General features: G+C 59.8%; 21 protein-coding genes. 4 read left to right on the plus strand and 17 right to left on the minus strand.

Features of this window, described 5'->3' with window-relative positions:
• Positions 1-43: 43 nt before the first annotated feature.
• Together sucD and sucC are read right to left on the minus strand one after the other, a co-directional pair.
• Positions 44-967, minus strand: a complete 924-nt coding sequence (sucD, locus tag ACRRQW_RS14815) for a succinate--CoA ligase subunit alpha (RefSeq protein WP_438482372.1) — start codon at positions 965-967, stop codon at positions 44-46.
• An 18-nt stretch (positions 968-985) separates the two neighbouring features.
• A complete protein-coding gene (sucC, locus tag ACRRQW_RS14820; protein WP_438482373.1) occupies positions 986-2167 on the minus strand; it encodes an ADP-forming succinate--CoA ligase subunit beta in 1182 nt (393 codons plus the stop codon).
• A 147-nt stretch (positions 2168-2314) separates the two neighbouring features.
• On the opposite strand from sucC, the gene ACRRQW_RS14825 reads away from it, so the two are divergent.
• Entirely contained in the window at positions 2315-2803 is a 489-nt protein-coding gene (locus ACRRQW_RS14825; protein WP_438482374.1) for a phage regulatory CII family protein, read from the plus strand.
• Between the two features lie 4 nt (positions 2804-2807).
• Here ACRRQW_RS14825 and rph read toward each other — a convergent pair whose 3' ends face one another.
• The 11 genes from rph to rpiB form a co-directional block, all read right to left on the minus strand.
• Positions 2808-3554: a ribonuclease PH gene (rph, locus tag ACRRQW_RS14830; protein ID WP_438482375.1), complete on the minus strand. Its 747-nt coding sequence runs from the start codon at positions 3552-3554 to the stop codon at positions 2808-2810.
• A 9-nt stretch (positions 3555-3563) separates the two neighbouring features.
• Positions 3564-4610 carry an HPr(Ser) kinase/phosphatase gene (hprK, locus tag ACRRQW_RS14835; protein ID WP_438482376.1) on the minus strand — a complete coding sequence of 349 codons (1047 nt, stop codon included), beginning with the start codon at positions 4608-4610 and terminating at the stop codon, positions 3564-3566.
• A gap of 105 nt (positions 4611-4715) precedes the next feature.
• The gene (lptB, locus tag ACRRQW_RS14840) at positions 4716-5459 is read right to left on the minus strand and encodes an LPS export ABC transporter ATP-binding protein (RefSeq protein WP_438482377.1); all 744 of its coding nucleotides are present in this window, start codon (positions 5457-5459) and stop codon (positions 4716-4718) included.
• A 2-nt stretch (positions 5460-5461) separates the two neighbouring features.
• Positions 5462-6031, minus strand: a complete 570-nt coding sequence (locus ACRRQW_RS14845) for an LptA/OstA family protein (RefSeq protein WP_438482378.1) — start codon at positions 6029-6031, stop codon at positions 5462-5464.
• A complete protein-coding gene (locus ACRRQW_RS14850; RefSeq protein ID WP_438482379.1) occupies positions 6028-6498 on the minus strand; it encodes a hypothetical protein in 471 nt (156 codons plus the stop codon). Before ACRRQW_RS14850 ends, ACRRQW_RS14845 begins: the two co-directional genes overlap by 4 nt.
• 8 nt (positions 6499-6506) lie before the next feature.
• Positions 6507-7034: a KdsC family phosphatase gene (locus tag ACRRQW_RS14855; RefSeq protein WP_438482380.1), complete on the minus strand. Its 528-nt coding sequence runs from the start codon at positions 7032-7034 to the stop codon at positions 6507-6509.
• A 15-nt stretch (positions 7035-7049) separates the two neighbouring features.
• Positions 7050-9074 (minus strand): alpha-ketoacid dehydrogenase subunit alpha/beta, encoded by a 2025-nt coding sequence (locus ACRRQW_RS14860; RefSeq protein WP_438482381.1) that lies wholly within the window; start codon positions 9072-9074, stop codon positions 7050-7052.
• 108 nt (positions 9075-9182) lie between these two features.
• Positions 9183-9803, minus strand: coding sequence for an alpha/beta hydrolase (locus ACRRQW_RS14865; RefSeq protein ID WP_438482382.1), 621 nt, complete (start codon positions 9801-9803; stop codon positions 9183-9185).
• 111 nt (positions 9804-9914) lie between these two features.
• On the minus strand, positions 9915-10856 hold the full coding sequence (locus tag ACRRQW_RS14870) for a ring-cleaving dioxygenase (RefSeq protein WP_438482383.1): 942 nt from the start codon (positions 10854-10856) through the stop codon (positions 9915-9917).
• Positions 10857-10895: 39 nt separating this feature from the next.
• Positions 10896-11339, minus strand: a complete 444-nt coding sequence (locus ACRRQW_RS14875; RefSeq protein WP_438482384.1) for a MarR family winged helix-turn-helix transcriptional regulator — start codon at positions 11337-11339, stop codon at positions 10896-10898.
• Between the two features lie 80 nt (positions 11340-11419).
• Positions 11420-11857: a ribose 5-phosphate isomerase B gene (rpiB, locus tag ACRRQW_RS14880; RefSeq protein WP_438482385.1), complete on the minus strand. Its 438-nt coding sequence runs from the start codon at positions 11855-11857 to the stop codon at positions 11420-11422.
• A gap of 174 nt (positions 11858-12031) precedes the next feature.
• Between rpiB and ACRRQW_RS14885 the strand changes: the two genes are divergently transcribed.
• A complete protein-coding gene (locus ACRRQW_RS14885) occupies positions 12032-12466 on the plus strand; it encodes a hypothetical protein (protein WP_438482386.1) in 435 nt (144 codons plus the stop codon).
• A 62-nt stretch (positions 12467-12528) separates the two neighbouring features.
• Here the strand turns inward: ACRRQW_RS14885 and ACRRQW_RS14890 are convergent, their stop codons facing one another.
• The 4 genes from ACRRQW_RS14890 to ACRRQW_RS14905 form a co-directional block, all read right to left on the minus strand.
• A complete protein-coding gene (locus ACRRQW_RS14890) occupies positions 12529-13221 on the minus strand; it encodes an HAD family hydrolase (protein ID WP_438482387.1) in 693 nt (230 codons plus the stop codon).
• 55 nt (positions 13222-13276) lie between these two features.
• The gene (locus ACRRQW_RS14895) at positions 13277-14167 is read right to left on the minus strand and encodes a DMT family transporter (RefSeq protein ID WP_438482388.1); all 891 of its coding nucleotides are present in this window, start codon (positions 14165-14167) and stop codon (positions 13277-13279) included.
• A gap of 163 nt (positions 14168-14330) precedes the next feature.
• The gene (locus tag ACRRQW_RS14900) at positions 14331-14948 is read right to left on the minus strand and encodes a response regulator transcription factor (RefSeq protein WP_438482389.1); all 618 of its coding nucleotides are present in this window, start codon (positions 14946-14948) and stop codon (positions 14331-14333) included.
• 7 nt (positions 14949-14955) lie between these two features.
• Entirely contained in the window at positions 14956-17487 is a 2532-nt protein-coding gene (locus tag ACRRQW_RS14905; protein ID WP_438482390.1) for an ATP-binding protein, read from the minus strand.
• Between the two features lie 206 nt (positions 17488-17693).
• On the opposite strand from ACRRQW_RS14905, the gene ACRRQW_RS14910 reads away from it, so the two are divergent.
• Together ACRRQW_RS14910 and ACRRQW_RS14915 are read left to right on the plus strand one after the other, a co-directional pair.
• Positions 17694-20441, plus strand: coding sequence for a PEP-CTERM sorting domain-containing protein (locus ACRRQW_RS14910; RefSeq protein WP_438482391.1), 2748 nt, complete (start codon positions 17694-17696; stop codon positions 20439-20441).
• A 122-nt stretch (positions 20442-20563) separates the two neighbouring features.
• Positions 20564-23398: a hypothetical protein gene (locus tag ACRRQW_RS14915; RefSeq protein WP_438482392.1), complete on the plus strand. Its 2835-nt coding sequence runs from the start codon at positions 20564-20566 to the stop codon at positions 23396-23398.
• The last annotated feature ends 141 nt before the right edge of the window (positions 23399-23539 follow it).

The raw sequence follows: 23539 nt of genomic DNA on the forward strand, positions 1-23539 counted from the left end.
TAAGCCCGGCTTGGAATGGTTAGGCGCGAAGCGATGACGAGCGTTAGCTTAGCGTGACGTTCAAGCGCTTGGCGGCGCGGAGCAGGGCGTCGGCCATGTCGGAGGGCGTGGCGGCGACTTCGATGCCACACTCTTGGAACACAGCAATCTTGGCGGCGGCGGTGTCTTCCGCGCCACCGACGATTGCGCCGGCGTGGCCCATGCGGCGACCGGCAGGAGCGGTGGCACCGGCGATGAAACCCGCGACGGGCTTCTTGCAGTTCGCTTTGATCCAGCGTGCGGCTTCAACTTCGGCGTTACCGCCGATTTCGCCGATGAGGATGATGCCGTGCGTGTCCGGGTCTTCGTTGAAAAGTTTGATGACGTCGAGGTGGCTCGTGCCGTTCACCGGATCGCCGCCGATGCCGACCGCGGTCGACTGGCCGATGCCTTTCGAGGTGAGTTGGAAAACTGCTTCGTAGGTGAGCGTGCCAGAGCGCGAGACGACGCCGACGTGGCCTTTCTTATGAATGTAGCCGGGAGCGATGCCGATACGGCAGCCGCCTTTGGAGCCTTCACCGGTGCCGGGCGTAACGAGGCCGGGGCAGTTCGGCCCGATGAGACGGGTTTTCTTGCCGGTGATCGCGCGCTTCACGCGGATCATGTCTTTGATCGGAATGCCCTCAGTGATCGCGACCACGAGATCGAGGCCCGCATCGACGCCTTCGAGGATCGCGTCACCCGCGAATGGCGGTGGGACGTAAACGACCGCGACGGTTGCGCCCGTGGCAGCAACGGCGTCGGCGACAGAATTGAAAATCGGCACCTTGTGGCTGCCGTGCTCGAACGTTTGGCCGCCCTTGCCGGGCGTGACGCCGGCGACGACTTGCGTGCCGTAGTCGAGGGAGAGCTTGGCGTGGCGGCCGCCGAAGTCACCGGTGATGCCCTGAATAAGGATCTTGGTCTGCGGAGTGATGAGAATGGACATGGGAGTCGGTGAAAAAGGTTAGGCGACGAGTTTGACGATCTTCTGCGCAGCGTCGGCCATGGTGTCGCCGGAGACGAGCGCGAGACCGGAAGCGGCGAGGGTGGCTTTGCCGGCGGCGACGTTGTTGCCTTCGAGGCGAACGACGAGCGGGAGCTTGAGGCCGACTTCCTTGACGGCTTCGACGATGCCGGTGGCGATGACGTTACAGTCCATGATGCCGCCGAAAATATTAACGAGTATGCCTTTCACGTTCTTGTCACCGAGGATGATCTTGAACGCCGCGACGACTTGGTCTTTCGAAGCGCCGCCGCCGACGTCGAGGAAGTTGGCGGGCGTGCCGCCGAAGTGGCCGATGATGTCCATCGTGGACATCGCGAGACCGGCGCCGTTGACCAAGCACGCAATGTTGCCGTCGAGCGCGATGTAAGAGAGGCCGTATTTCGAAGCTTCGATTTCCTTCGGGTCTTCTTCGTTCAAATCGCGGAGGGCGACGATTTCCGGATGACGATAAAGCGCGTTCGAGTCGAACGAGACCTTCGCGTCGAGCGCGAGGACCTTGTCGTCCGGGGTCGTGATGAGCGGGTTAACTTCCACCATCGCGGCGTCAGTTTCCCAGAAGAACGTGTAGAGACCTTTGAGGAGCTTGGCGGCGTTTTTGGATTCGGCGGGATTCAGGCCGAGCTTTTGGATCAGTTCGCGAACCTGGAAATCGGCGATGCCGTAGGCCGGATCGATGACGATTTTGAAAATCTTTTCGGGCGTGTTGTGCGCCACGGTCTCGATGTCGACGCCACCTTCGGTCGAGGCAACGATGACGGGCTTCGACGTGTTACGGTCGAGGAGGATGGCGAGGTAGTATTCTTTTTTGATGTCGCTCGCTTGCGTGAAATAAATCGTCTGCACCTTGCGGCCGGCGGGACCGGTTTGGATGGTGACGAGCGTATTGTTGAACATCTTGCCCGCGTATTCGAGGGCGTCGGCCTTGGTCTTGGCGAATTTCACGCCGCCTTTGAAGCCGTCGGTAAAGGTGCCTTTGCCCCGGCCACCGGCGTGGATCTGGGATTTGACGATCACCGCGCCGTCAGGCAACGAGGCGAGCGCGCTCTCAAATTCCGCAGCGGAGCGGGCAGCTGCGCCTTTGGGCACAGCGACGCCGTATTTTTCGAACAATGCTTTGGCCTGATACTCGTGGATGTTCATGAAAAGAAAGGGGATTCAAGATTTGCCACAAAGGTGGCGTGAAAGACATGAAAAAAGCGGCCTCTCCGCACATATTTGCGCGCTTACAGGTCGGCTCATTTGTGTCAGAGGTTGCCTTATAGCCACGAAGTTCCTGTATTCGCGCTCATGCAGTCGCACGAGTTGCTCAAAGAAGTTCTCAAGAAAACCAGCGCCAAACAAATCGCGGCCGACATGAACTTGTCGCTTTCGCTGATCTACAAATGGGCCGAACCGCCGGAAGGCGGCGTGGGCAGTGGCGCGAATAACCCGCTGGATCGCATCGAGCAGCTCTTGCGTATCACGGACGACGAACGCATCGCGCAATGGGTGTGCGAACGCGCGGGCGGATTTTTCATTCACAATCCGAAGGCCAAACCGCATCCGTTTCAGCTGATTCCTTCGACGAACAGCATTGTGCAGGAGTTCGCTGACATGCTCGGGGTGATCGCCGTGGCTGCGGCCGACAACACGATCACGAAAGAAGAAGCGAAAGCCATCCGCCGTCGTTGGGAAGACTTGAAATCGGTCACGGAAGGCTTCGTGCGGAACGGCGAGGAAGGTAACTTCAGCGCGATCAAACCCGACGCGCCGGTGCCTTCCAAGCCCGGCGCCTAATTCGTCACTTCACCGGCAGGTGTTTTGAGAGGAAGTCGTCTTGGATTAAGTTGAGTTCTTCCAAGCCGTCCTTCGCCAGCGCGATGAGATTTTGGAGTTGTTCGTGCGAGAACGTCGACTCTTCACCGCTGCTCTGCACTTCGACGAATTGGCCGCGTCCGGTCATGACGACGTTGGCGTCGACTTCCGCGTCCTTGTCCTCGACGTAATTTAAATCGAGCAACGCTTCGCCCCCGAACAAACCGACGCTGACCGCCGCGACAGAGTCGACGAGCGGGTTTTCTTGGATGCGCTTCGCGTCGAGTAATTTTTGAATCGCGAGCCGCGCCGCGAGGTAAGCGCCGGTGATCGACGCCGTGCGCGTGCCGCCGTCGGCCTGTAACACGTCGCAATCGATCCACAGCGTGTGCTCGCCGAGTTTTTGCAGATCGAGCACGGCGCGCAGCGAGCGGCCGATGAGGCGTTGGATTTCAATCGTGCGGCCATCGATGCGGCCTTTGGTGATGTCGCGCGGTTTGCGGTCGAGCGTGCTGTAGGGCAGCATCGAATATTCCGCGGTCAGCCAGCCGCCTTTGACGCCTTGCTGCTTCATCCACGAAGGCACTTTGTTTTCAATCGTGGCGGCGCAGATGACGCGCGTGGCACCGAAGCCGATTAAAACGGAACCCGATGCATAAGGAGCGATGTTAGCTTCGATGCTGATCGGACGGATTTGATTGGCGCTGCGGCCATCGGAACGAACGGAGGACATGAAAATAAATCAGGGACGGTCGTCGATCGGGTCTTTGTCCAGATCTTCTTCGTTCGGCACGAGGAACGGAGCGACGGTGGCGGAAATTTTGTGCGACAACGGCTTCGACGGCGTCTGCGTCATGTGGGCGATGAGGCGGTCGTTAAACGTCTTTGCCGGATCGTGGCCCATCTTCTTGAGCGCTTGCACGAGCGCGGCGACTTCGACGAGGCGGGCAATGTCGCGACCGGGACGAACATAGAATTCGATGTGCGGAACGCGAATGCCGAGGATGTTATAGAAATTTTCCTCGAGACCGGTGCGTTCCTCGATGACGTCCGGTGACCATTCGCGCAGGGAGACGACGAGGTCGATGCGTTTTTCGCGGCGCACGCTTTTCACGCCGAACATTTCCGCGATGTTGATGATGCCGATGCCGCGACACTCCATGTAACCGCGATTCAGCGGGCGGGAACTGGCGGAGAGTTCGCGTTCGTCGAGGAGTTTGATGCACGTGAGATCGTCGGCGACGAGCGAATGGCCGCGCTCGATGAGGGCGAGGGCGCACTCGGATTTGCCGATGCCGCTGTCGCCGCGGATCATTACGCCGATGCCTTTTACGTCGAGCATCGTGGCGTGTTCGGTGCTGGAAGGCGCGAACTCATTGTCGATGCACAACGTCGCGGCGTTGACGAAATGCATCGTGATAAGCGGCGTGCGAAACACGGGCAGCTTCATTTCTTGCGCCACGACAATCAAGGGATGCGTGGGATGATAATTGCGCGTGAGGACGAGCGCGGGAATGCCGCGTTTCACCATCTCCTGGAGAATTAAAATCTGCTGACGCTGCTCAAGCGTCTTCAAGTAAGTCATCTCAGCCGCCCCGAAAACTTGAATGCGTTTGTTCGCAAAATATTTGAAGAACCCCGTGAGCGCCAGCGCGGGGCGATTGATGGAGCCTTCGCGGATCAGGCGGTGCAGGCCGTTTTCGCCGGTGACGAGTTCGAGTTCAAGTTTCTCGCGGTAGGTCTCGTAGAAATGCGCGACGGTGATCCCGTTGATGGCTTTGGTGGGCATGGGGAGTGACTTTGAAGTAGCGAGTAGTGGCTAGCGGGTAGTGAGTAGATTAAGGCACCGCAGGCAACAAGCTCCTACTCGCTACGCGATGCCCGTTACTCGCTGCTACAGGTTAAAATCTTTACCCAGGTAGAATTCGCGCGCCTGCGGGTCGTTAGCCAGGAAATCGCCGCGGCCTTCCGTCATGACTTTGCCTTTGTGAATGATGTAGGCGCGATCCACGACGTGAAGCGTTTCGCGAACGTTGTGGTCGGTGATCAGGACGCCGATACCGCGCGCTTTCAGTTCGAGGATGATCTTCTGGACTTCGGCTACGGAGATGGGATCGACGCCGGCGAACGGCTCGTCCATCAGCAAAAATTTCGGACGCGTCACGAGCGCGCGCGCGATTTCCAGCCGGCGACGCTCGCCGCCGGAAAGCGTGTAGGCTTTCTGTTTCGCGAGGTGACTCAGGCTCAATTCGCCGAGGTGATGCGCGACGAGGGCAGGGCGATCGGATTTGCTGACGCGGAGCGTCTCGACGACGGCGAGAATGTTTTCCTCGACCGTGAGCTTGCGGAAAATTGAGGACTCTTGCGGTAGATAACCGATGCCCAGTCGCGCGCGGCGATGCATGCGCAAGGCGGTCGCGTCCTGCCCGTCGATGAACACCTGACCGCTTGTCGCGGGGACGAGGCCGACCACCATGTAAAACGTCGTGGTCTTGCCGGCGCCGTTCGGGCCAAGCAGGCCGACGACTTCCCCAGCTTGCACGTTGATGTTTACGCCGTTGACGACTGAGCGCTGGCCGTAGGTTTTGACGAGCGATTCGGTGCGGATGGCGCTCGGCGGCTTCGCGGACGTTTCCATGCTTACGGTTGTTTCGGGGCTTCAGCGGGCGCGACCGGTTTAGTAGGAGAGAGCAATTTGTCTTTATCGACGCCGAGATCTTTAAGCGCGGGGCCGACCATTTCGATATTCTTGCCGTGCACCCGGCGTTCACCGCGATGCAACTCCACTTCCTCGCCGCGATACGTCCAATTCTCCGTGTGATCTACGAGCACGGGATTTTCCTGAAGGATCAATTTATCCTCGCCGGGCAGCACGATGGCGCGCCCGCAAGCGGCTTCGCGTTCGCCTTGGATCAGGCGAACGTTGCCGGTGGCGATGAGGGATTTGAAACCCTCGACTTTGCCGATGCTGCCTTTTGAACCGGGCGCCTGCAGGCCGACGACCTCGAGACGATCGCAGGTCAGTTTTAAATTGGTGCCAGTGACGACGACATTGCCCGTAAAGATCGATGTGGTTTCGGTGTCGGTTGAAGTCATATCGAGCGTCTGGCTCTTAATGACGGTGGGCTGCTGTTGCACATTTTGCGCGGACGCGCTCGTGAAATGAGCCAGCGCGGCCAGCGTAAGAACGATAACGCGGGATAATTTCATTGGAGCAGTCCTTTTATTTCAGCGCGGTAGATCACATGCACGTTGTTTTTAATTTTAATGTTTTTCTCTTTCACGGCGGAGCCGGTGTCTTTTTCGGAGTAAGTCCAGTCGCGGCCGCTGGCTTCGTATTCGTCGTTGATAATTCGAATCGAATCCGCCCCGGTGATCACGGATTTTTCGGAGAAAATGGTCGCTTGCGGGCTGAGGATTAACGTCTGCACTTTGTCGCCCCCTTTGCCGTCGAAGAGGGAAAACGAAAGTTCCTTCACTTCGAATTGCTCGCGACTGATGATCCGCGCCTCGGTGCCGCGGGCGAGCCACTTGCGATTTCCCTCCGGGGTAAACATCGGAAGACTAAATTTGATCACTGGTTTTTCGGACGAGATCTGCGGGCTTGCCGCCCAACCGGCGGCCAACAGCAGCAAGCAGCCCGCGGCAAAAAGCACATGTTTAAAGAAATTCGACATCCGATGCCTCACTGACCCCGGTTTGCTAGAATATGTTCACATACTTCTCGCACGGCCCCGAGGCCAGCCGCGCGAGTGGGAACGTAATTCGCGACTTTGAGCGCGGAAGGCATCGAGGCGGACGGGGCTACGCCGATGCCCGCCCAGGCGATCGCGGGCGCATCGATGGTATCGTCACCCATGTAACAAATCTGCTTCGCCATCAGACCGAGCTCGATTGCGAGTTCCTGCAAGGCGGTGATTTTGTCGACGCGGCCTTGCACCAGATGGGGCACGCGCAGTTCGGTCGCACGTGCAGTCGTTGCGCCCGACGGCCGCCCGGAAATCCACGCGACGGCGACACCGGCTTTGTGCAGTTGCACGATGCCCATACCGTCGAGGATAGAGAAATTTTTCGATTCCGTGCCGGCGCTGGAAATTGCCACCGTGCCGTCCGTCAACACGCCGTCGACGTCCATGGCGAAAAGCTTGATCGCGGCCCACTGCGCTTTCGAAACCGTTTTGGTGCGACGTTTCGCGGGTGATTTTTTGGCCACGATATTTCTTTGGAATTAACCCATCCACGCCGTGATGGCCTCGATAATCTTGTCCTTGCTCGGGCGGTAGGCGGCTTCGAGTTCCGGCGCGAAAGGCACCGGCATGTCGAGCGAGGCGATGCGCAACGGTGCGGTTTTGAGCGCGGCGAAATTTTCCTCGGTAAGCCGGGCGACGAGTTCGGCGCCGAAGCCGTGGGTGCGGCGGCCTTCGTGGATCACGATGAGACGACCGGTGCGCGCGAGCGATTCCTTGATGGCGTCGAGCTTCAGCGGAGCGAGTGCGCGGAGATCGAACAAATCGAAGTTGGTTTCGTATTCCGCCGCGAAGTATTCGCACGCCTCGTTGGCTAAGTGAACCATTTCGCCATAGGTGACGATGGTCGCGAAGTCGCCGGAGCAGAGTTTCGCGGGTTGCCAGATGTCACGATAATTGGCGTCCCAGCGCACGTTGTGGCGACCGCGCCGGTAGAGCGCTTTGTGTTCGAAAAGAATGACGGGATTATCGTCTTCGTAGGCGGCGAGCAGCGCATTGAACGCGTCCTGTGGATTCGAAGGATAAAGCGCTTTGATTCCGGGAAAAGACAGGTAAGCCGACTCGAGTTCTTGCGAGTGAAACGAGCCGAAGGTGAGGCCGCCGCCGCACGGGAAACGAAACACGACCGGGCATTTTTGGCCGGAGCGGAAATGATACGTCGCGGCGTTGAGCACGATTTGCGTCGTGGCTTCGGTGGCAAAATCGGCGAACTGAAATTCTTCGATGGCGCGATGGCCGTTGATCGCGAGGCCGATGGCGTAGCCGGTGCTGGCGGATTCGCACAGGGGCGTGCTGAAGACGCGCGGGCGCGTGAACTCCCCGACCAGGCCTTCGGTGACTTTGAAAGCACCGCCGTAATTGCCGATATCCTGCCCAAGTAACACGGCCTCCGAACGCTCCGAGAGGATTTTGCGCAGGCCGAGATTGAGCGCCTGGGCCATCGTGATTTTTTCCGCGGTCGCGGGCTCGGGTTTCCAGGAAATCGCCGGCGCGGCGGGCGCGAAAACTTCGTCGATCAAATCCGTCGGGCTGGCGGGTGCGAGCGCGATGGCGGCTTTGATGCTGGCTTCGACGAAGGCGCTGACTTCGGCGTCGATGGCGTCAAGTTGGGCGCCGTGGCCGGCGGCGGCGAGTTTCGCGCGGAATTTCGGCAACGGGTCTTTGGCGAGAATCCCTTCGGCCTCGCCGGGTTTCATGTAATCGCAGGTGTCGTAGGCCGCGTGGCCGCGCAGGCGGAACGTGTGGGCTTCGATCAACACCGGGCGGCTCGTCGTGCGGGTTTTCTCGATCGCCGCGGCGAAGGTTTTGAGGACGTGCTCGGGATCGCTGCAGTCCATTTCGAAGCCTTCCATGCCGTAACCTTTGGCGCGGTCGTGAAGGTTTTCGGAAATAAACTGCTCCGAGATCGGCGTGGAGTAGGCGTATTGGTTGTTCTCGATGACGAAAACGACCGGGATTGAAAGCAGGGAGGCGAGGTTAAGTGACTCGTGGATGTCACCGGTGCTCGATGAACCGTCGCCGAAAAACGCGAAGCCCACGGATTTTTTCCCGAAGCGCCGTTGCGAATCCGTCGTGCCGATGACGTTGGAAAGCATGATACCGAGGTGCGAAATCATCGGCAGGCTGCGGTTGGCCGGATCGCCGTGGTGAATGTTACCCTCGCGCGCCTTGGTCGGGCTGCCGCTGTTGGCGAAGTATTGGCAAAGGTGATCCGCGAAATGGCCGCTCCAGATCAAATGTCCGCCGAACCCACGGTGGGAGAACGAGATGACGTCAATCGCTTTGTCCGCCAGCAAGGTGAGCGGGACGATGAGCGCCTCGTTGCCTTGGCCGCCCGTGACCGTGCCGCGAATCTTGCCCTGTCGAAACAGGTCGAGGATCCGGTTATCGCCGGTGCGGGCCAGCTGCATCCACGCATAAGTCTGCAACAGGCTCTCCGGCTTGCTCAAATCAGAGGCACGCAAATCGCGTCGCTCGAAAAGAGCCGGGGTCGAAGGGAAATTCATCGCTGCAAAAGTTGCCGGCCGGTGGCGACGGCTTCGAGGAAAAAGTTTCCCCTTAAAAACCAGCCGCCGCCGGCTAATGGCAGCCTTGGGCGAATTACGCCGTTCGGACTAGTGTGCGCGCCGCAAGAAACTCGCCGTCACGGCAAAGTCGTCGCGCACGAGCCCGTGCGAGGCGGTATGCGTGTGCAACTCGACCTGCGCGCCAGCCTCGCGAAACTGTTTTGCAAGGCGTTCCGGGTGATCGGGCGGCACGATCGGATCCATTTGTCCGGAGGAAATTAAAATAGATTTTCCAGCGAGCGAAGGGGTCGATTTCGGCGTGAGGACGACCATCGGGCGCAACAGCACGGCGCGCGCGAGCGTTTCGGGGCGCAACAAAAGCAGCGATGCGGCGATATTGGCACCGTTGGAAAACCCGATGGCCGTGAGCGTGCCCGGCGCGATCCCGTAGCGCCCCGAGGCAGCCGTGATGAAATCCGCGAGTGCGTGGGTGCGTTGGGCGACTTCATCGAGGTCAAAAACGCCTTCCGCGAGCCGTCTAAAGAAGCGCGGTGCGCCGTTTTCGAGCACATCGCCGCGCGGGCTCAAAATGGCCGAGCCCGGCGAGAGTTGTTGGGCCAGCGGCACGAGGTCGTGCTCGTTGCCCCCCGTGCCGTGCAGCAGTAGCAAAGGCTGCGCCGATTCATCGGTGCCGGGTTCATAACGATGGAGGTAGGAGAAAGTTTTCATGGGAGGAAAAGTCCCGCGAGCGCCAGGCGCTTTTGCGGGAGTGAAGTTCGCCCAGCTAGGGCCCGTTTGTCATATAATATATGACAAACGGGTTGGGCCATGGTTTTTGGTTTAGTCGAGTTTGGGCAACGCGGCTTCGATTTGCGCGCGGTGAATTTCGAGGTGAGGCGGCAGGCCGAGTTTGGTGCCGAGTTCTTCCAGGGTTTCGTCGATGGCGAAGCCTGGGCCGTCGGTGGCGATCTCGAAGAGCACGCCGGCGGGCTCGCGGTAGTAGATCGACTTGAAGTAAGCGCGATCAATCACCGGGCTGACCGAGAGGCCGGCGGCGAGCAATTGCTCACGAGCGGCGACTTCAGTGGCGTCGTTGGGGACGCGGAAGGCGACGTGGTGAATCGTGCCCGCCCCACTGAGTCCGCGAGGGAGCTCGGGATCGGTGAGCAGGTCGACATACGTGCCCGGGCCGCCTTCACCGGCGGCGTAACGCGTGCGATGTCCGTCGCTGGCCACGAGCGTGTAGCCCATGTTTTCCGTGAGCACGGCGGCGGTGGCGCGCGCGTTGCTGAGCGCGAGGGTCGAGCTGTGGAAACCGCGAATAGCGTAGGCGGCAGGCACGTCTTTCGACGGGGTGGCGGGCCGTGCGTCGGGTTCGCGGGTGGCCACGAGTTCGAGGCGCAGCCCATCCGGATCGCCGAACGCGATCACTTCGTCGCCGAAACGCTTTTCGATCGAATTGTGGTCGACGTTGAGTTGCTCGAAACGCGCTTTCCAAAAAGCGAGCGAGCTGGCGGGAACGGAAAAGGCGGTGGCGTAAGCCTGGCCGGTGCCGGGGCGACCGCGGCGCAAGCCAGCCCACGGAAAAAACGTGAGGATGGTTCCGGGCGAGGCGTCATAGTCCCCGTAGTAGAGATGATAAGTGCCCGGATCGTCTTGATTGACGGACTTCTTGACGAATCGCAGCCCGAGGACGCGGGTGTAGAAATCGAGGTTCTGACGCGGGTCAGAAGCGATGGCGGTGATGTGGTGGAGGCCGGTGACGGCGGTTTGGTTTTTCATAAGCTTTGATGTCAAAATATAAGTTTTAAAAAAAAGCGCCTAACGACGCAGACCGATTTTCTTAAGCAAGCGACCGAAATCAGCGAGTTCGGTGGAGGAGAGGGCGGCCATTTCGCGAGTGACGTTGGCGACTACTTTCGGGAAAAGGGTTTCGATAAAAGCCTGCCCTTTTTCGGTCAACTTCACGACGACGAAGCGACGGTCAGCCGGATCGCGCTCGCGATAAACATAACCGGCTTTTTCCAGGTTATCGACGACGAGAGTGAGATTACCGCCGCTCTTGAGGAGCTTGTCTGCGAGCTCGCTTTGGCAAAGCGGACCGATGTGAAAAAGGGCTTCAAGCACGCCAAACTGGGTGACGGTTAATTCGGAGGGCAGCACCGCATGAATCCGCACCGCCACGGACTCCGCCGCGCGTTGAAGCTTAATGAAAGCGTTCAAAGCGTTGATTTCTTCGATTGTGCCGCGGTGTCTTGTGCCCATGCAGATTACTTTGATACTAATTGCTATGATGTCAAATCATTTTAAGTAAAAACCTCTTTTTGAAGCCTAACTTGCTGATGTTACGCGTCGATCTTTTGAATCCGGGCTAGGTGACGCCCGCCTTCGAAAGCCGTTTCCAGCCACACTTTCACGATCTTGAGCGCTTCTTCTTCGGAAATGGTGCGCTGACCAAGCGAGAGACAATTGCCGTCGTTGTGCGAGCGATTCCAAATGGCAACTTGCTCCGTCCAGCAAAGGCCGCAGCGCACGCCTTTGACGCGATTGGCGACGATGGCTTCACCGTTGCCGGAACCGCCCAGCACGATGCCGCGCTCCACTTCGCCTTTGGAAACCGCAATGGCGACCGGACGAATAAAATCAGGATAGTCGCACGAGGCGTCGGACGTCGTGCCGCAATCGCGAACGGTGTGTCCCTCGGACAGCAGCATGGCTTTAATCTTTTCCTTGTAGGCAAAACCGGCGTGGTCGGAGCCGATGGCGATGGAGAATTTCTTCATGGAATTAATGGAATTCTTCTCGCTGGCGCTGGCGGCACGCGAGCGAAAAACCGCAGATTTCCCGATGCGTGGTTAGGGATCGCGAGTGCATCTGCATCATCGCTCCGAACGAACCAAGTAGATGAGTGCCTGTCCCAGAATAAGCTAAAAATTTAACCCTAATCCCGAATCTCTATGAAACGTTTAATCTCCAGTCTCGCTGTGCTTGGTGTGCTTGCGCTCGCGGCGTGTTCTTCCACGCCGCAGCAGCGCATCGATAAAAACCAGACGCAGTTCTCCCAATACTCGCCGGAAATTCAGCAGAAAATCCGCGATGGCAAAGTCGACGTCGGCTTCAGCGCGCAAATGGTGACGCTCGCCCTCGGCGATCCCGCGCGCACCTTCACGCGCAGCACGGCGGAAGGCACCGTCGAAGTCTGGGTTTACACAAAAAGCAGCCCGCGCTTCAGCTTCGGTCTTGGCGTAGGCAGTTACGGCCGCAGCTCCGGAGTGAGCACTGGCGTCGGGGTGTCCACGGGGGGCGGCGGCTACGATCCTGACGAACTGATGCGCGTGGAACTGCGCGGTGGGGTCGTCACGGCAGTCGAATACGTGAGCAATCGCCGCTAAAAAGCAGATTACATTTCGCGACAGAGGCCGTGCGTTGCTGCACGGCCTTTTTTTTGCGCAGATTACGGCGCGTCGATCACTCGCAGGAACGCGGTGGTGTCGGAGAAATTTGAAAACACCGCCGTCGGCGCGCACGCCGCAAGTTGGGTCACCGTGTAACGTCCCGTTGCCACTCCGATGGTGCGTGCGCCGATGGCTTTGCCGCATTCGATGTCGTGCGGGGTGTCGCCGATGATAAACGTCTTATCGGGCGCGAATTTAACTTGGTGACGTTCGCCTGCGCGACGCAGCGCGTGCGGCCCAAGTTCGTTGCGAATCGCGCTGTCGTCGGCAAACGCGCCGAATTCAAAGTAGTGCCACACCTTGTAGTGCGTGAGTTTAAATTCAGCGCCGCGCCGTAAGTTTCCCGTGAGCAAACCCTGCGCGAGATCCGCGCGGTGATGAATCGTTTCGAGCAGTTCTAAAATTCCCGGCAACACCGTGCCTTGTTTTCCCTGCGCCAGCTGCTGCGGCAATTCGGCGAGATACGCTTCGAGATAATCATGTGAATTCTGCGGCGTATCCTCGAGACCGACCTGGCGGAAAACTTGCCCGGTAATCCAACTGTCGGTGCGGCCCGCCCAATCGAGCGCGAGCAAATCGTTTTTCACGCCGAAACGTTTCTCAAGCGCGAGCGACATGGCGCGCACGCCCGCGTTGTGCGACACGATCAACGTGCCGTCGATGTCCCAGAGGATGAGCTTTTGTTTTCCCATTGAAGCGTCGAAGCAAGCCGGTGCGGGCGAAGTGCCGCAAGTCCGTAGTCCGAGTTTAGCGCGGGCGAACGGCGGTGGGGGCGCGAATCGCCGCGGCTCCCGTGCCGACGAAAATCAGGGCCGCGCCCAGGAGTTCGCCTGAAGTGAAACGTTCCGCGAAAAACACTGCGCCGCCAATCGCGATGCCCAGCGGCATGAACATCTGCAGCAACGAGCCCTCGGTCACGGTCAGGTCGCGAAACGCGCGCGTCATCGCGAGTTGGCCCATACCGGCGAAAATGCCCGCGAGCAACATCACGCCCCATGCCTCGACGGATAATGTTTCAGGGTGAAAAATCGCCGGCCCGCCACAAATGAGCAGCCCGTAAACACACTGCGCTCCGAAAATCGTCGAGCTGTGTTCTGTAGCGTGGAGCTGACGAATCGTGACCACGATGTAAGCCGATGCCACGGCACACGCGATGGCGATAAAATCGTAGCCACTCGGACTCGCGCCCGTGGCAAACACATTGGTGAGCAGCGCCAAGCCCGCGAGCGCTGCGGTGCCACCGACGAGCACGGCGGCGCGCAAGCGTTCACCGAGTAACCACGCGGCCATCAGCGCGCCCCAAATTACGTAAGTGTTATTGATGAACGTGGCGCGCCCTGCGCCGAGGTGAATCACCGTGAGGTAGTAGGCGTAAACGCCGAGCCCGCCGTAGATGCCGCGTTCCGCGAGTTTGCGGCGAGTGAACAGGTGTGTCGGCTGGAATTCTTTCCGATAAACCGCGCTGATAATCGCGATGCCCATGATGAAACGCGCGCAGGAAATCAGCCACACATTGACCGATTGCATTTCGCCCAACGCGCGGATCAGCAGCACATTCGTGGTGAAGCATGCCGCGGAGAGAAGCATGAGCATGACTCCGCGTGAGTGCGCAGAAAAAGCGGTGGAGAGAGATGACATTTAAGATCGCGCGAACTGCGCGGAGAAAGTCAGCGTTGGTTCACGGGAGGTGCGCGCAAATGATTTATTCGCACTCCGACCCAATGTCATCGCAACTGTGCTGGTGAAGCCGGGCTCGGGGCATTATTCTCCCACGGTTTCGTGGATCCTTGATTCTAAAGTGTCAGGCGGGACGCCCGGTGTTCACCCATAACGTCGCGCGTTGCACGAGTGCCACCGAATTGCTGAGGCCGAGTTTGCGTTTGATGTTTTCGCGGTGGACTTCGGCGGTTTTGAAACTGATGCCGAGCGCGGCGGCGATCTCGCGGGTGGAACGGCCGCGCCCGATCAGTTGAAAGACTCCCATCTCGCGTTCGCTCAGCGCGGCCAGTGGATCGACAGACGTCGTGTGAGCGGCAAACGGCGCGGTGCTGCCGTCGGCGCAAGCCGCGCGTAGCATTGCCGCGAGTTCGCTGCGCGGCTTTTCTTTGCAGGCGTAGCCGTGCGCGCCAGCGGTGCGAGCGCGCGTGGCGTAGTCTTCGTCGAGGAATGAACTCACCACGGCAAAACGCGTCGCGGGCAGTTCGCTGCGCAACGTCTGCAACAGATCGAGTCCGTTGCCATCCGCGAGCATCACATCGACGATGATCAGATCGGGCAGGTGGCGACGGGCGAGCGCGACGCCTTCCAGGCAGGTGCCGGCTTCGCCGACGATCTCGGCGCCCAGCGTTTCGACCGCGAGGCGCGCCAAGCTTTCGCGCATGAGCGGGTGATCGTCGAGGACAAGAACGCGGGGCGACATGAAAGATTTAATTGGGTGCGGAAAGCGCGGCCAAGTAGTCAGCGCGCGCCGTGTTAATTTCGAGTGGAGCTTGCGCCCTCACGGCGATTTCCAGTTTACGTGCGGCGGTCAGCAGCGGGCTCGGGCCCTGCACGGCGATTATTTGATTGATCAGGAAATGTGCGGCGCGCGCGGCTGCCGCCCAATCGTTCGCGGACAAAGCGGCATCGACTTCACTCAAGGAAAGGCCGGTGGCACTTTCGCCATTAAAAGGAACGGAGCGCAATTCGAGCGCCTCGCGCAGCGCTGTTTGCGAAACTGGTTTAAAGAGAAAGTCGTTCGCGCCCGCGGCAAGCAACGCCTCGGCAATTTCCGGATCGAGTGAGGCTGACATGCCGATGACCCAGGGTCTCGGCCCGCGTTGAGCGAGGCGTTGCGTCAGCCACGCGGCGCCCGTGCCGTCGGGTAATTGCTGATCGAGAAACACGACCGACAGCGGGGCCTCTTGCCACAGCGTATTGGCGGCGGCGATAGTGTCGGCGGTTAACGCGGTCCAGCCGAGTTTTTCGATTTGCTCGGCGAGATGTAGACGGAGGCTCGGGTGATCTTCCACAATGAGCGCCACGCGGAGATTCGCCACTGGCATCGGTGCAATGCTGGCGCTGCTCTCGACCGTAAATGGCAGATTGACATTGAAAATCGCGCCGCGCGGATGACCGGGTTTAAAATGCAACGTCCCACCAAGCCGCGCACACAGGTCGCGCGCGACAGCTAATCCTAGACCCATGCCGGGTTGCCACGCGGTTTCGTTCGCGCGGAAAAACGGTTCGAAGATTCTCGCCTGCGCATTGGGCGCGAGTCCGGGGCCGGTGTCGCTCACAGTGAATCGCACGAGACGTTGGCCCGCATTGCTGGAAGTGGAGTCGATGACTTCGGCAGCGAAACAAATTTCGCCGGACATCGTATATTTCACGGCGTTGCTCAGGAGGTTGACGAGAATCTGCCGCAGGCGCAGTTCGTCCGTCGTGATGACCGCGGGCAGCGCGGGTGAAAGCGTCGTGATAAACGCGAGTCCCTTCACGGTCGCATCCCGCTCGGCGGTGCGCGCGATTTCGTGCAACACCCCGGGCAGGCGGCAGCGGCGCGCTTGCAAGCGGAACGACGGACCTTGGAGCGCGCTGGCTTGCAGCAAATCTTCCACGAGCCGTTGGAGATCGCCGGCGAGCGAGTCCAGTTCCACGGCGGTTTCCTCGACAGGACTGCCTTGGCGAAGCGCCCCGGTGCGCGCGAGAATCGCGTGAACCGGGGTGCGCAATTCGTGACTGATCATGCCGAGAAATTCGTTACGCGTGCGCTCACGTTGATCGGCGGCAGCGCGGGCGAGTCGGTCGGCTTCGGCGGTTTCCGTGTCGATTTGATAGCGCAGAAACAAGAGCACCGCGGCGATGCCGGCGAGCGTGAGGGCTTGCGCAAGGCGACGCGCATGGCGCGCGCCGAGCAGGAAGGTTTGCGAGCGCACATCGAGCCCGAGCACATACGGCGAGGTGCGACCGTCGGGCAATGTGATTGGCTTGGAATAGGCTGAAAGCAGCACGCCGTAAAACGAGGGTTCGCGCGTAAATTCCCAGCGATCTTCCGGTGAATCGGAAAAAAGCTGGCGATAAAATGCCGTTGCCGCCGGTCCTTTTTCGAAGGGCACATCCTGCTCGGGAATGCGTTTCAGCGGCGCGCCCGCTTTGTCGCTGTAATAAAACTCCGCGCCCGAGACGGGATAGATGACGTGCTCGGCATGGAGCGTGGCGAGATACAGGTAGGCCGCGTCGGGATTGGCGCGACGCAAGCGCAGCAGTTGCGCGCGCAACGTGCGAAAAGCGGCACTCTCGTGCGTGCGCTCGTCGATTGCCAGCGAGGCGAGGGCGTCGGCATCGAGCGCGAGCGAAAGCGATTGCGCACGCACGACGACGGCTTCGGCGCTGCGTTCGCGGCTTTGCGTGGCGAGCCACTCGGCGAGCACGACACCGACGAGGAGCACCAACACAAGCCACCGGGGTGCGAGATCACGTCGGTGAAGTGGCGCGGTTTGAGCCTGCCACGCGGCGCGGAGAGCAAAGGCGCCCAGCGCCAACGCGAGTCCGCTGCGGGCGAAGCCCCAAGGAAGAAAATCGGTGATCAGCAGCGGCCTCAGTCCGCCAAACGCGAGCGCCACGGCGGGCCAGAGCAGCACTTGCAGCGCAATCAGTGCGATGAAGCCGCGACGTTGAGGGCCTTGAGTAATCCACACCCGCAACGTGGCGGGCCGAATCGCGATGACGAGTGCGGCGAGCACCAGGGCTCCCGCAAACCAGTCGGCGCGCACGAGCGTGGCGGGCGCGCCCAAATCGAAACTCAGCAAGTGAATGCCCGCCGCGAGCGCTTGCGCCGCACACAATGCCAGCCAACTCCACTTAGCGACGCGCTCGCGCGATTCCTGTTTTCCCGGCCAGCGCACGAGCAAACCGGCGAGCAGCCAGAGGACTGCGGCCAGAAACCAAAGCGAATCTTGAAACAAAGCGGGCTCCATCGAGTGGTGAGGAAATGCGGTTTGCGACGCGGACGTTCAAAGCCAAACGGGCGCACGCGGGCGAATAAGGATTCTTCCTATATACCGGATTAACGAGACGTGAGAAGGTCTTGTTGCCAAAATTTTGCTCCGCTGTTTCCGCGGATTCTTACGACAAACTCTTCTCTCAAACCATTATGCCGTCCGCTGACTTTCTCTCCTGTTTTATGTCCGCTGGGATTTTCGGTGGGCGTAAGCTGCTGCTCGTGGGTGGATTTGTCCTGACCGGGGCGGGATTGGCGGGACAGTTGCAGGTGCATTTCCGCGACACGGAGAATCGGGACCTTGGGCAATCACCGGAACACTCGCTCGTGATTTCCAATCCGAACCCGCCGTCTGAGCCGATCACGACCTACGATGGATCGAGTGAAGCTTACCTGTTTGGAAATAGCGCGACGCTGAGCAAAGCGGGATCGTCGATCTCTTATGGAACGAGCGCGGGCGCCCCCACGCGTTCTCCGTGGACCGCGACTGCGGGGAGCAGCGGTAACACGATCACTTTCGCCGTCGCAGGTCAGACTTCGCGGAGCTTTCACTACGGCTACGCCCGCCAAGTCGACGGAGAAGAGCCGACTTCCTGGGGTGGAAAAAACACCGTCGAATATCACCTTGAGGTCAGTTTGAGCCAAGCGCTGGACACTCTCACGCATCAGGGCCGGACCGGCGTGGCTGGAAAACTCGTCTCGGTCACCGGCTCGCTCAATTTCTCGACTGAGATCCAAGGCGACAGTTCCCATCAGGCGGTTTCCTCGATTCAATTCGGGGAAGGTTTCGCGCGGTCGGTGCCAGAAGCGCAGCAGCAGATTTTTTTTACTCCCCAGAACGCCAATAGCGGTTCGATTTCGCTGAGTGGCGACAGGAATGACGAGGTGGGTTACTATAACGGCACGCCGGTGGTCTCGATCGGCGCCATTGAGTTTTGGTTAAGAGGGGGCGAGGCGGCATTCACTGGCATCACCGGTGACTTCCTGAGCTTCTCGACGCAGATTGCGAAACTCACGCTCTCGGGAACGCTGAACTTCAATTTTCAGGAGGCGAATCTCGCGGGAGAATTTATTTATCGCGGGGAGAGCGGGCACTCGTTTCTCGATGCGAGTCAATGGTCGCAACAGATGTCGCCAGGCGTGGCGGATCGGATGCAGTTTACGCACACCGACAGCCGGACGATCACCCTCGATCCGCTGGATCGTGTGACGGAAGACAATCGCAGTCTGCGCATCGCCAACGCCGGGACGACGACGATGGATCTGGGAAATTTGGACGACGATCCTTCGCTGTGGCGCGTCGGGAGGAATTTCGCAGCAATCGCGGACCGCGCGGTGGTGATCGAATCAGGGAAATTGATCGTCACGGACGGCCGGATGGAAATCCACGGCGACATGCAGTTGGGCGTGGTCGCATCGGATGTTGCGACCTTCGAAGTGTCGGCAAGAGGCGATGTTTCGTTTCGAAACCGGGAGCGCGTGATCTCGCCGGAAGAAACCGAATTGGTCTCGACGTGGCTTACGGTTGGAAGTGTCGGCCAAGGAACCGTGAACGTGCGCAATGGCGGAAAATTCACGGCCGAAAATGTGCGACTGGCGACGACGGCGGGCTCGGTCGCGAAAATCGAGGTGTCGGGAAATGGCAGTGAATTCGCCGCGAGCGCGGTCTTTGTCGGTGGCCAGGGCACAGGAGAATTAGTGGTGCGCGCTGGCGGCTCGGCGGTGCTCGGTCTATTTGAGGTGGGGGCTGAAGCGGGTTCTCAAGGTTCGATCCGCGTGGAAGGCGCGGGGAGCCGCCTTTTCATGGAAACGGGATCGGTGATCGGAAAAAATGGGTTGGGGCGCGTGGAGGTTTTGGACGGTGGCACTTTGGTCGGTGGAATCGTGAGCAACGGTGACTTGGACTCGGCGGTGTTGCTGGGCGTGGGTCAGTCGGGCGCGACAGGAACTTCCACGCTGCTCGTGAGCGGCGCCGGGAGCACGATCACGAATGTCGGTCTGATCGTGAATCAGAACGGACTTTTTCAATTGCGCGACGGTGCCGTCATGAAAGCTGACGGCGCGGTGAACGTGGTCGGCGTGGCCGGCGGTCGTGCGACTTTCCAAAACATCGGGTCGGCTTCGATCTCAGGTTTGGACGTGCGCGGAATTGTTCGCGAAGGTGTGATCGCGGCCACGGGGCAGATGGATGTTTTTAGCAACGCGGCGGTTGATGTCGATCAAGGCATGATTGGCGTGGGCGGGCGTCTTAATGTGAGCGGCACCGGCGCGAAGTTCACCGTAGATCAGATGCTGATCGATGGCACGATGGACGTATCCAATGGCGGCCAAGTGAACTCGACCGGGATGATCGTGGTTAATCCGGGTGGCTCGATTACCGGGAGCGGCGGGGTGATCGCGTTTGAATGGGATGCGGCGGCGAACGACCTCGTGCCGTATTTGCAAGTGAAGCAGGGCGGCAGCGCGCGCCCGGGAAATTCGCCGGGCACGCTGACGATTAATGGCAACGTGGTGTTTGACGCAGGCTCGACGCTGCAGTTGGAAATCGGCGGCGTCGCGCCGGGCTCGCTCTACGATCAACTCGTCGTGAGCGGCAACGCGACGTTCGCGGCGGGCGCGCTGGTGGAGTTTGCGTTCATCAATGGCTTTGCGCCGACGATTGGGCAGACGTTCGATTTCTTCGACATCGGCGGGACGTTTGAATTCGCGAGCGATCCGTCGTTCCTCGCGTTCACCGGTCTCGAAGAGGGCTGGGACTACGAGACGTCGTTGATCGACGGCGGCTTTCGACTCACGTCGCTCTCGAATGGCAGCACGACGACCACCGCATCGGCGATTCCCGAACCGTCGACGTGGGCGCTGATCGTCGGCGGCGCGGCGTTCGCGCTCGTGATGGTGCGTCGGCGTTTCCCGTCGGCGCGGGGAAACTGATTAAGGGTTCTTCCTATATACGGGGCGATGAGCGCGTGCGATAGTGTTGTCGCCAAATGATTGCGCTCGGCAACGACGCCGGCAGCGCGGCATCACGCGAACATTTCCACGCTTAAGCTCTTATGTCATCTTTTTCCATCGGCCGGGTATTTACGCTTAATCTGCGGGGTGCGTCGGTGGCACTGGTCCTGGGTATGTGGGGCGGACTCGCGCCGGCGTTGGCGCAAGTTCCGGCATTGCAGAGTATGATTATCCTGCAGGACACGGAGAACGGTAATCTAGAGTCGCATCGCTTCGATGGCTCGCGGGTCTTTTCAATCGTGGAAGAGCCGTTTGGAGCTTATGCCAATGGCGCGCCGAATTATTGGGATGCGCAAACGTTCGACGTTTCGCGTGCCGCGGGCACCTTTATTTATGATCTGGATCACGGCGCGCCGACGCGCTCGCCGTGGAAAGTCACTGCTACGGCGGAGGGGGATCGACTTGATTTCACGGTGTCGGGGAAAACGAGCCGATCCATGGCCTATTCGATCCGGGCACCGGAGCATGTGAGAGATGAATTTGGGAATCCGATCTTTCATGATTACCGCGGAACGACGCAATATTCGCTGAACATGGATTTTTCGAAGGCGTTTCCTGATCACCAGGTCTTGGGGCGCACGGGCATCGCCGGAAAAATCACGCAAGTGACGCTCACGCTGTCTTATCAGGCCCAAGTGGCAGCCGCGGTGAACCCGGAACAGCTCTACTCGCGCGAGGGGGCGGCTTCGTTTTGGATCTACGATCAGACCTTGGCTGGGGATGCCGAGGCGCAGGGTCAAAATGCCGGCGCGTTTGCGCTCTACCGCTCGCCGGAGTCAGGGGGATTATCGATGCGCGGCGCCCCTGCGTCTGAAATTCTTTATGGGGCCAACGGAACTCCCGTGGCGGAGTTCGGCCTGCTGCGATTCGATTTAACCGGCGGAGGGTATCGCGATGACGCCGTGACGGAAGCCTCGCTGAACGTGAGCGGCAGCTTCACCTCCACTTACGAGATGGCGAACTCGCAGTCTGAGTTCATCTTCACGGGTGCTGCGAACACCTTCTTCCAAAATTACGAAAACTGGTCGCAACGGATGTCTCCGGGCGTGACTGATACGCTCCAGTTTACGCACAGTGACGCGAAGACGGTGACTTTTGTGTGGGCGGGAAGTGGCGGCGCGGAGGAAAACCGCAGTCTGCGCATCACCGGTGGCGGCACGACGACGGTGGAACTTGATCCGATCACGAGCGGTTTGGGATTCAGTCAATTCACCGGCTGGCGGCTGGGCAGGAATTTCGCGGACATCGATGCACCCGCGCTCGTGATCGAATCGGGAAAGCTATCGGTCAGGGAAGGCATTTTTGAAATTGTGGGCGACGCCATCCTGGCGGCCTCGCCGGGCGACACGGCGTCGTTTGAGATCAGTGCCCGCAGCAAAGTGCGCTTTGTGAATCGCGAGCGAGAAATCACGCCGACTTTAAGTGAGTTCGTATCGAGTGAACTCAAGGTGGGCGCCCAAGGTCGCGGCAACTTGACGATTAAAACCGGTGGGCAACTGGTGGCGGATTCTGTCACCGTGGGCATCGCGACCACCGCCACGGGAAAAGTGGACGTGAGTGGCACCGGCAGCCAATTGACGGCGGCGTCGATGGTAATTGGTCAGTTGGGCAATGGAGAAATGACGGTGCAGCAGGGCGGCAAAGTCACGCTCGGCACGTTCGCGGTGGCGGGCGGGGCCGGTTCGCAGGGAAAGATCACGGTGCAGGATGCCGGCAGCGAACTGGTGATGGAAACAGGTTCGTTGGTTGGCGGTGAAGGCGGCGGACGCGGACGAATCGAAGTGCTCAACGGCGGCAAGCTGACTGGCGGCACCGACGCGGGCATTGCCGTCATCCTTGGAATCGGGGGCGGCAATCCGGCGCAGCCGTCGACCGTGTTGGTGAGCGGAAGTGGATCTTCGCTTTCTAACATCGGCGCGATCGTGCGGGCGGGCGGGCTGTTGCAGGTGCGCGACGGGGCATCGTGGGTTTCCGGTGGCGGCGCGAATCGACTGCTGGTGAGCGGTGGCGAAACGATTTTTCAAAACACCGGCACCGTGAATTTGGAGAGCATCGAAGTGAACAAGGCGTTCGATAACAGCGGCGGACCGAATCAAGGCGCGCTGATCGCGACGGGCCGATTAAATGTGTTGAGCGGCGCGGTCGTGAATGTGGCCAACTCGCTGTTGATTGGCGCAGGCGCGCAAGTGAATGTAAACGGCACTGGCGCGAGAATCGAAGGCATCGATAACGGCCGGATTTACGGTTCGCTGAATGTTTCCAACGGCGGCGAAGTGCTCGCCGGCCCGTTGGGCCGCATCATCGTGGAAAATGGCGGCGTGATTTCAGGCAGCGGTGGCGTGATCGCGTTTCAGCCGAAAACGGATGCGAGCGGAGATTTTATCCCGTATGTGCAGGTGCAAGCAGGCGGCTCGATTCGACCCGGCAATTCACCCGGCACGTTGACGATCCACGGCGATGTGGTGTTCGAAGCGGGCTCGACGCTGCAACTTGAGATCGGCGGCATGGCCCCGGGTTCGCTTTATGATCAGCTCGTCGTCACCGGAAATGCGACGTTCGCGGTAGGCTCGCTGGTGGAATTTGCGTTTACGAATGGCTTTGCCCCGACGGCGGGCCAGCGGTTTGAGTTTTTCGAGGTGGCGGGAACGTTTTCTTTCTCCGGTGAATCGACGTTCTTCTCCGTGTCAGGTTTGGAAGAGGGGTGGCTCTACGAAACTTCGCTGATCGAAGGAGGCTTTCTGCTCACATCGCTTTCGAATGGCATCACCACGACGACCGTCTCGGCGATTCCCGAACCGTCGACGTGGGCCTTCATCACCGGCTCGCTTACGTTGGCGCTCGTCGTGTGGCGGCGGCGGCGGGCCGGCGGGATTTAAATTTAAGAAGGTAGGGGCGGTTATCCTTAACCGTCCTTTGTGGGGGATATCACGTTCGTAGGGCGGTTAGGGATAACCGCCCCTACCTTTCAAGACCGGCAAAAAAAAGGCGCGCCCCTCGGGGCGCGCCTTGTAGCTATG

This window comes from Oleiharenicola lentus, assembly GCF_051660365.1.
GTDB lineage: Bacteria > Verrucomicrobiota > Verrucomicrobiia > Opitutales > Opitutaceae > Lacunisphaera > Lacunisphaera lenta_A.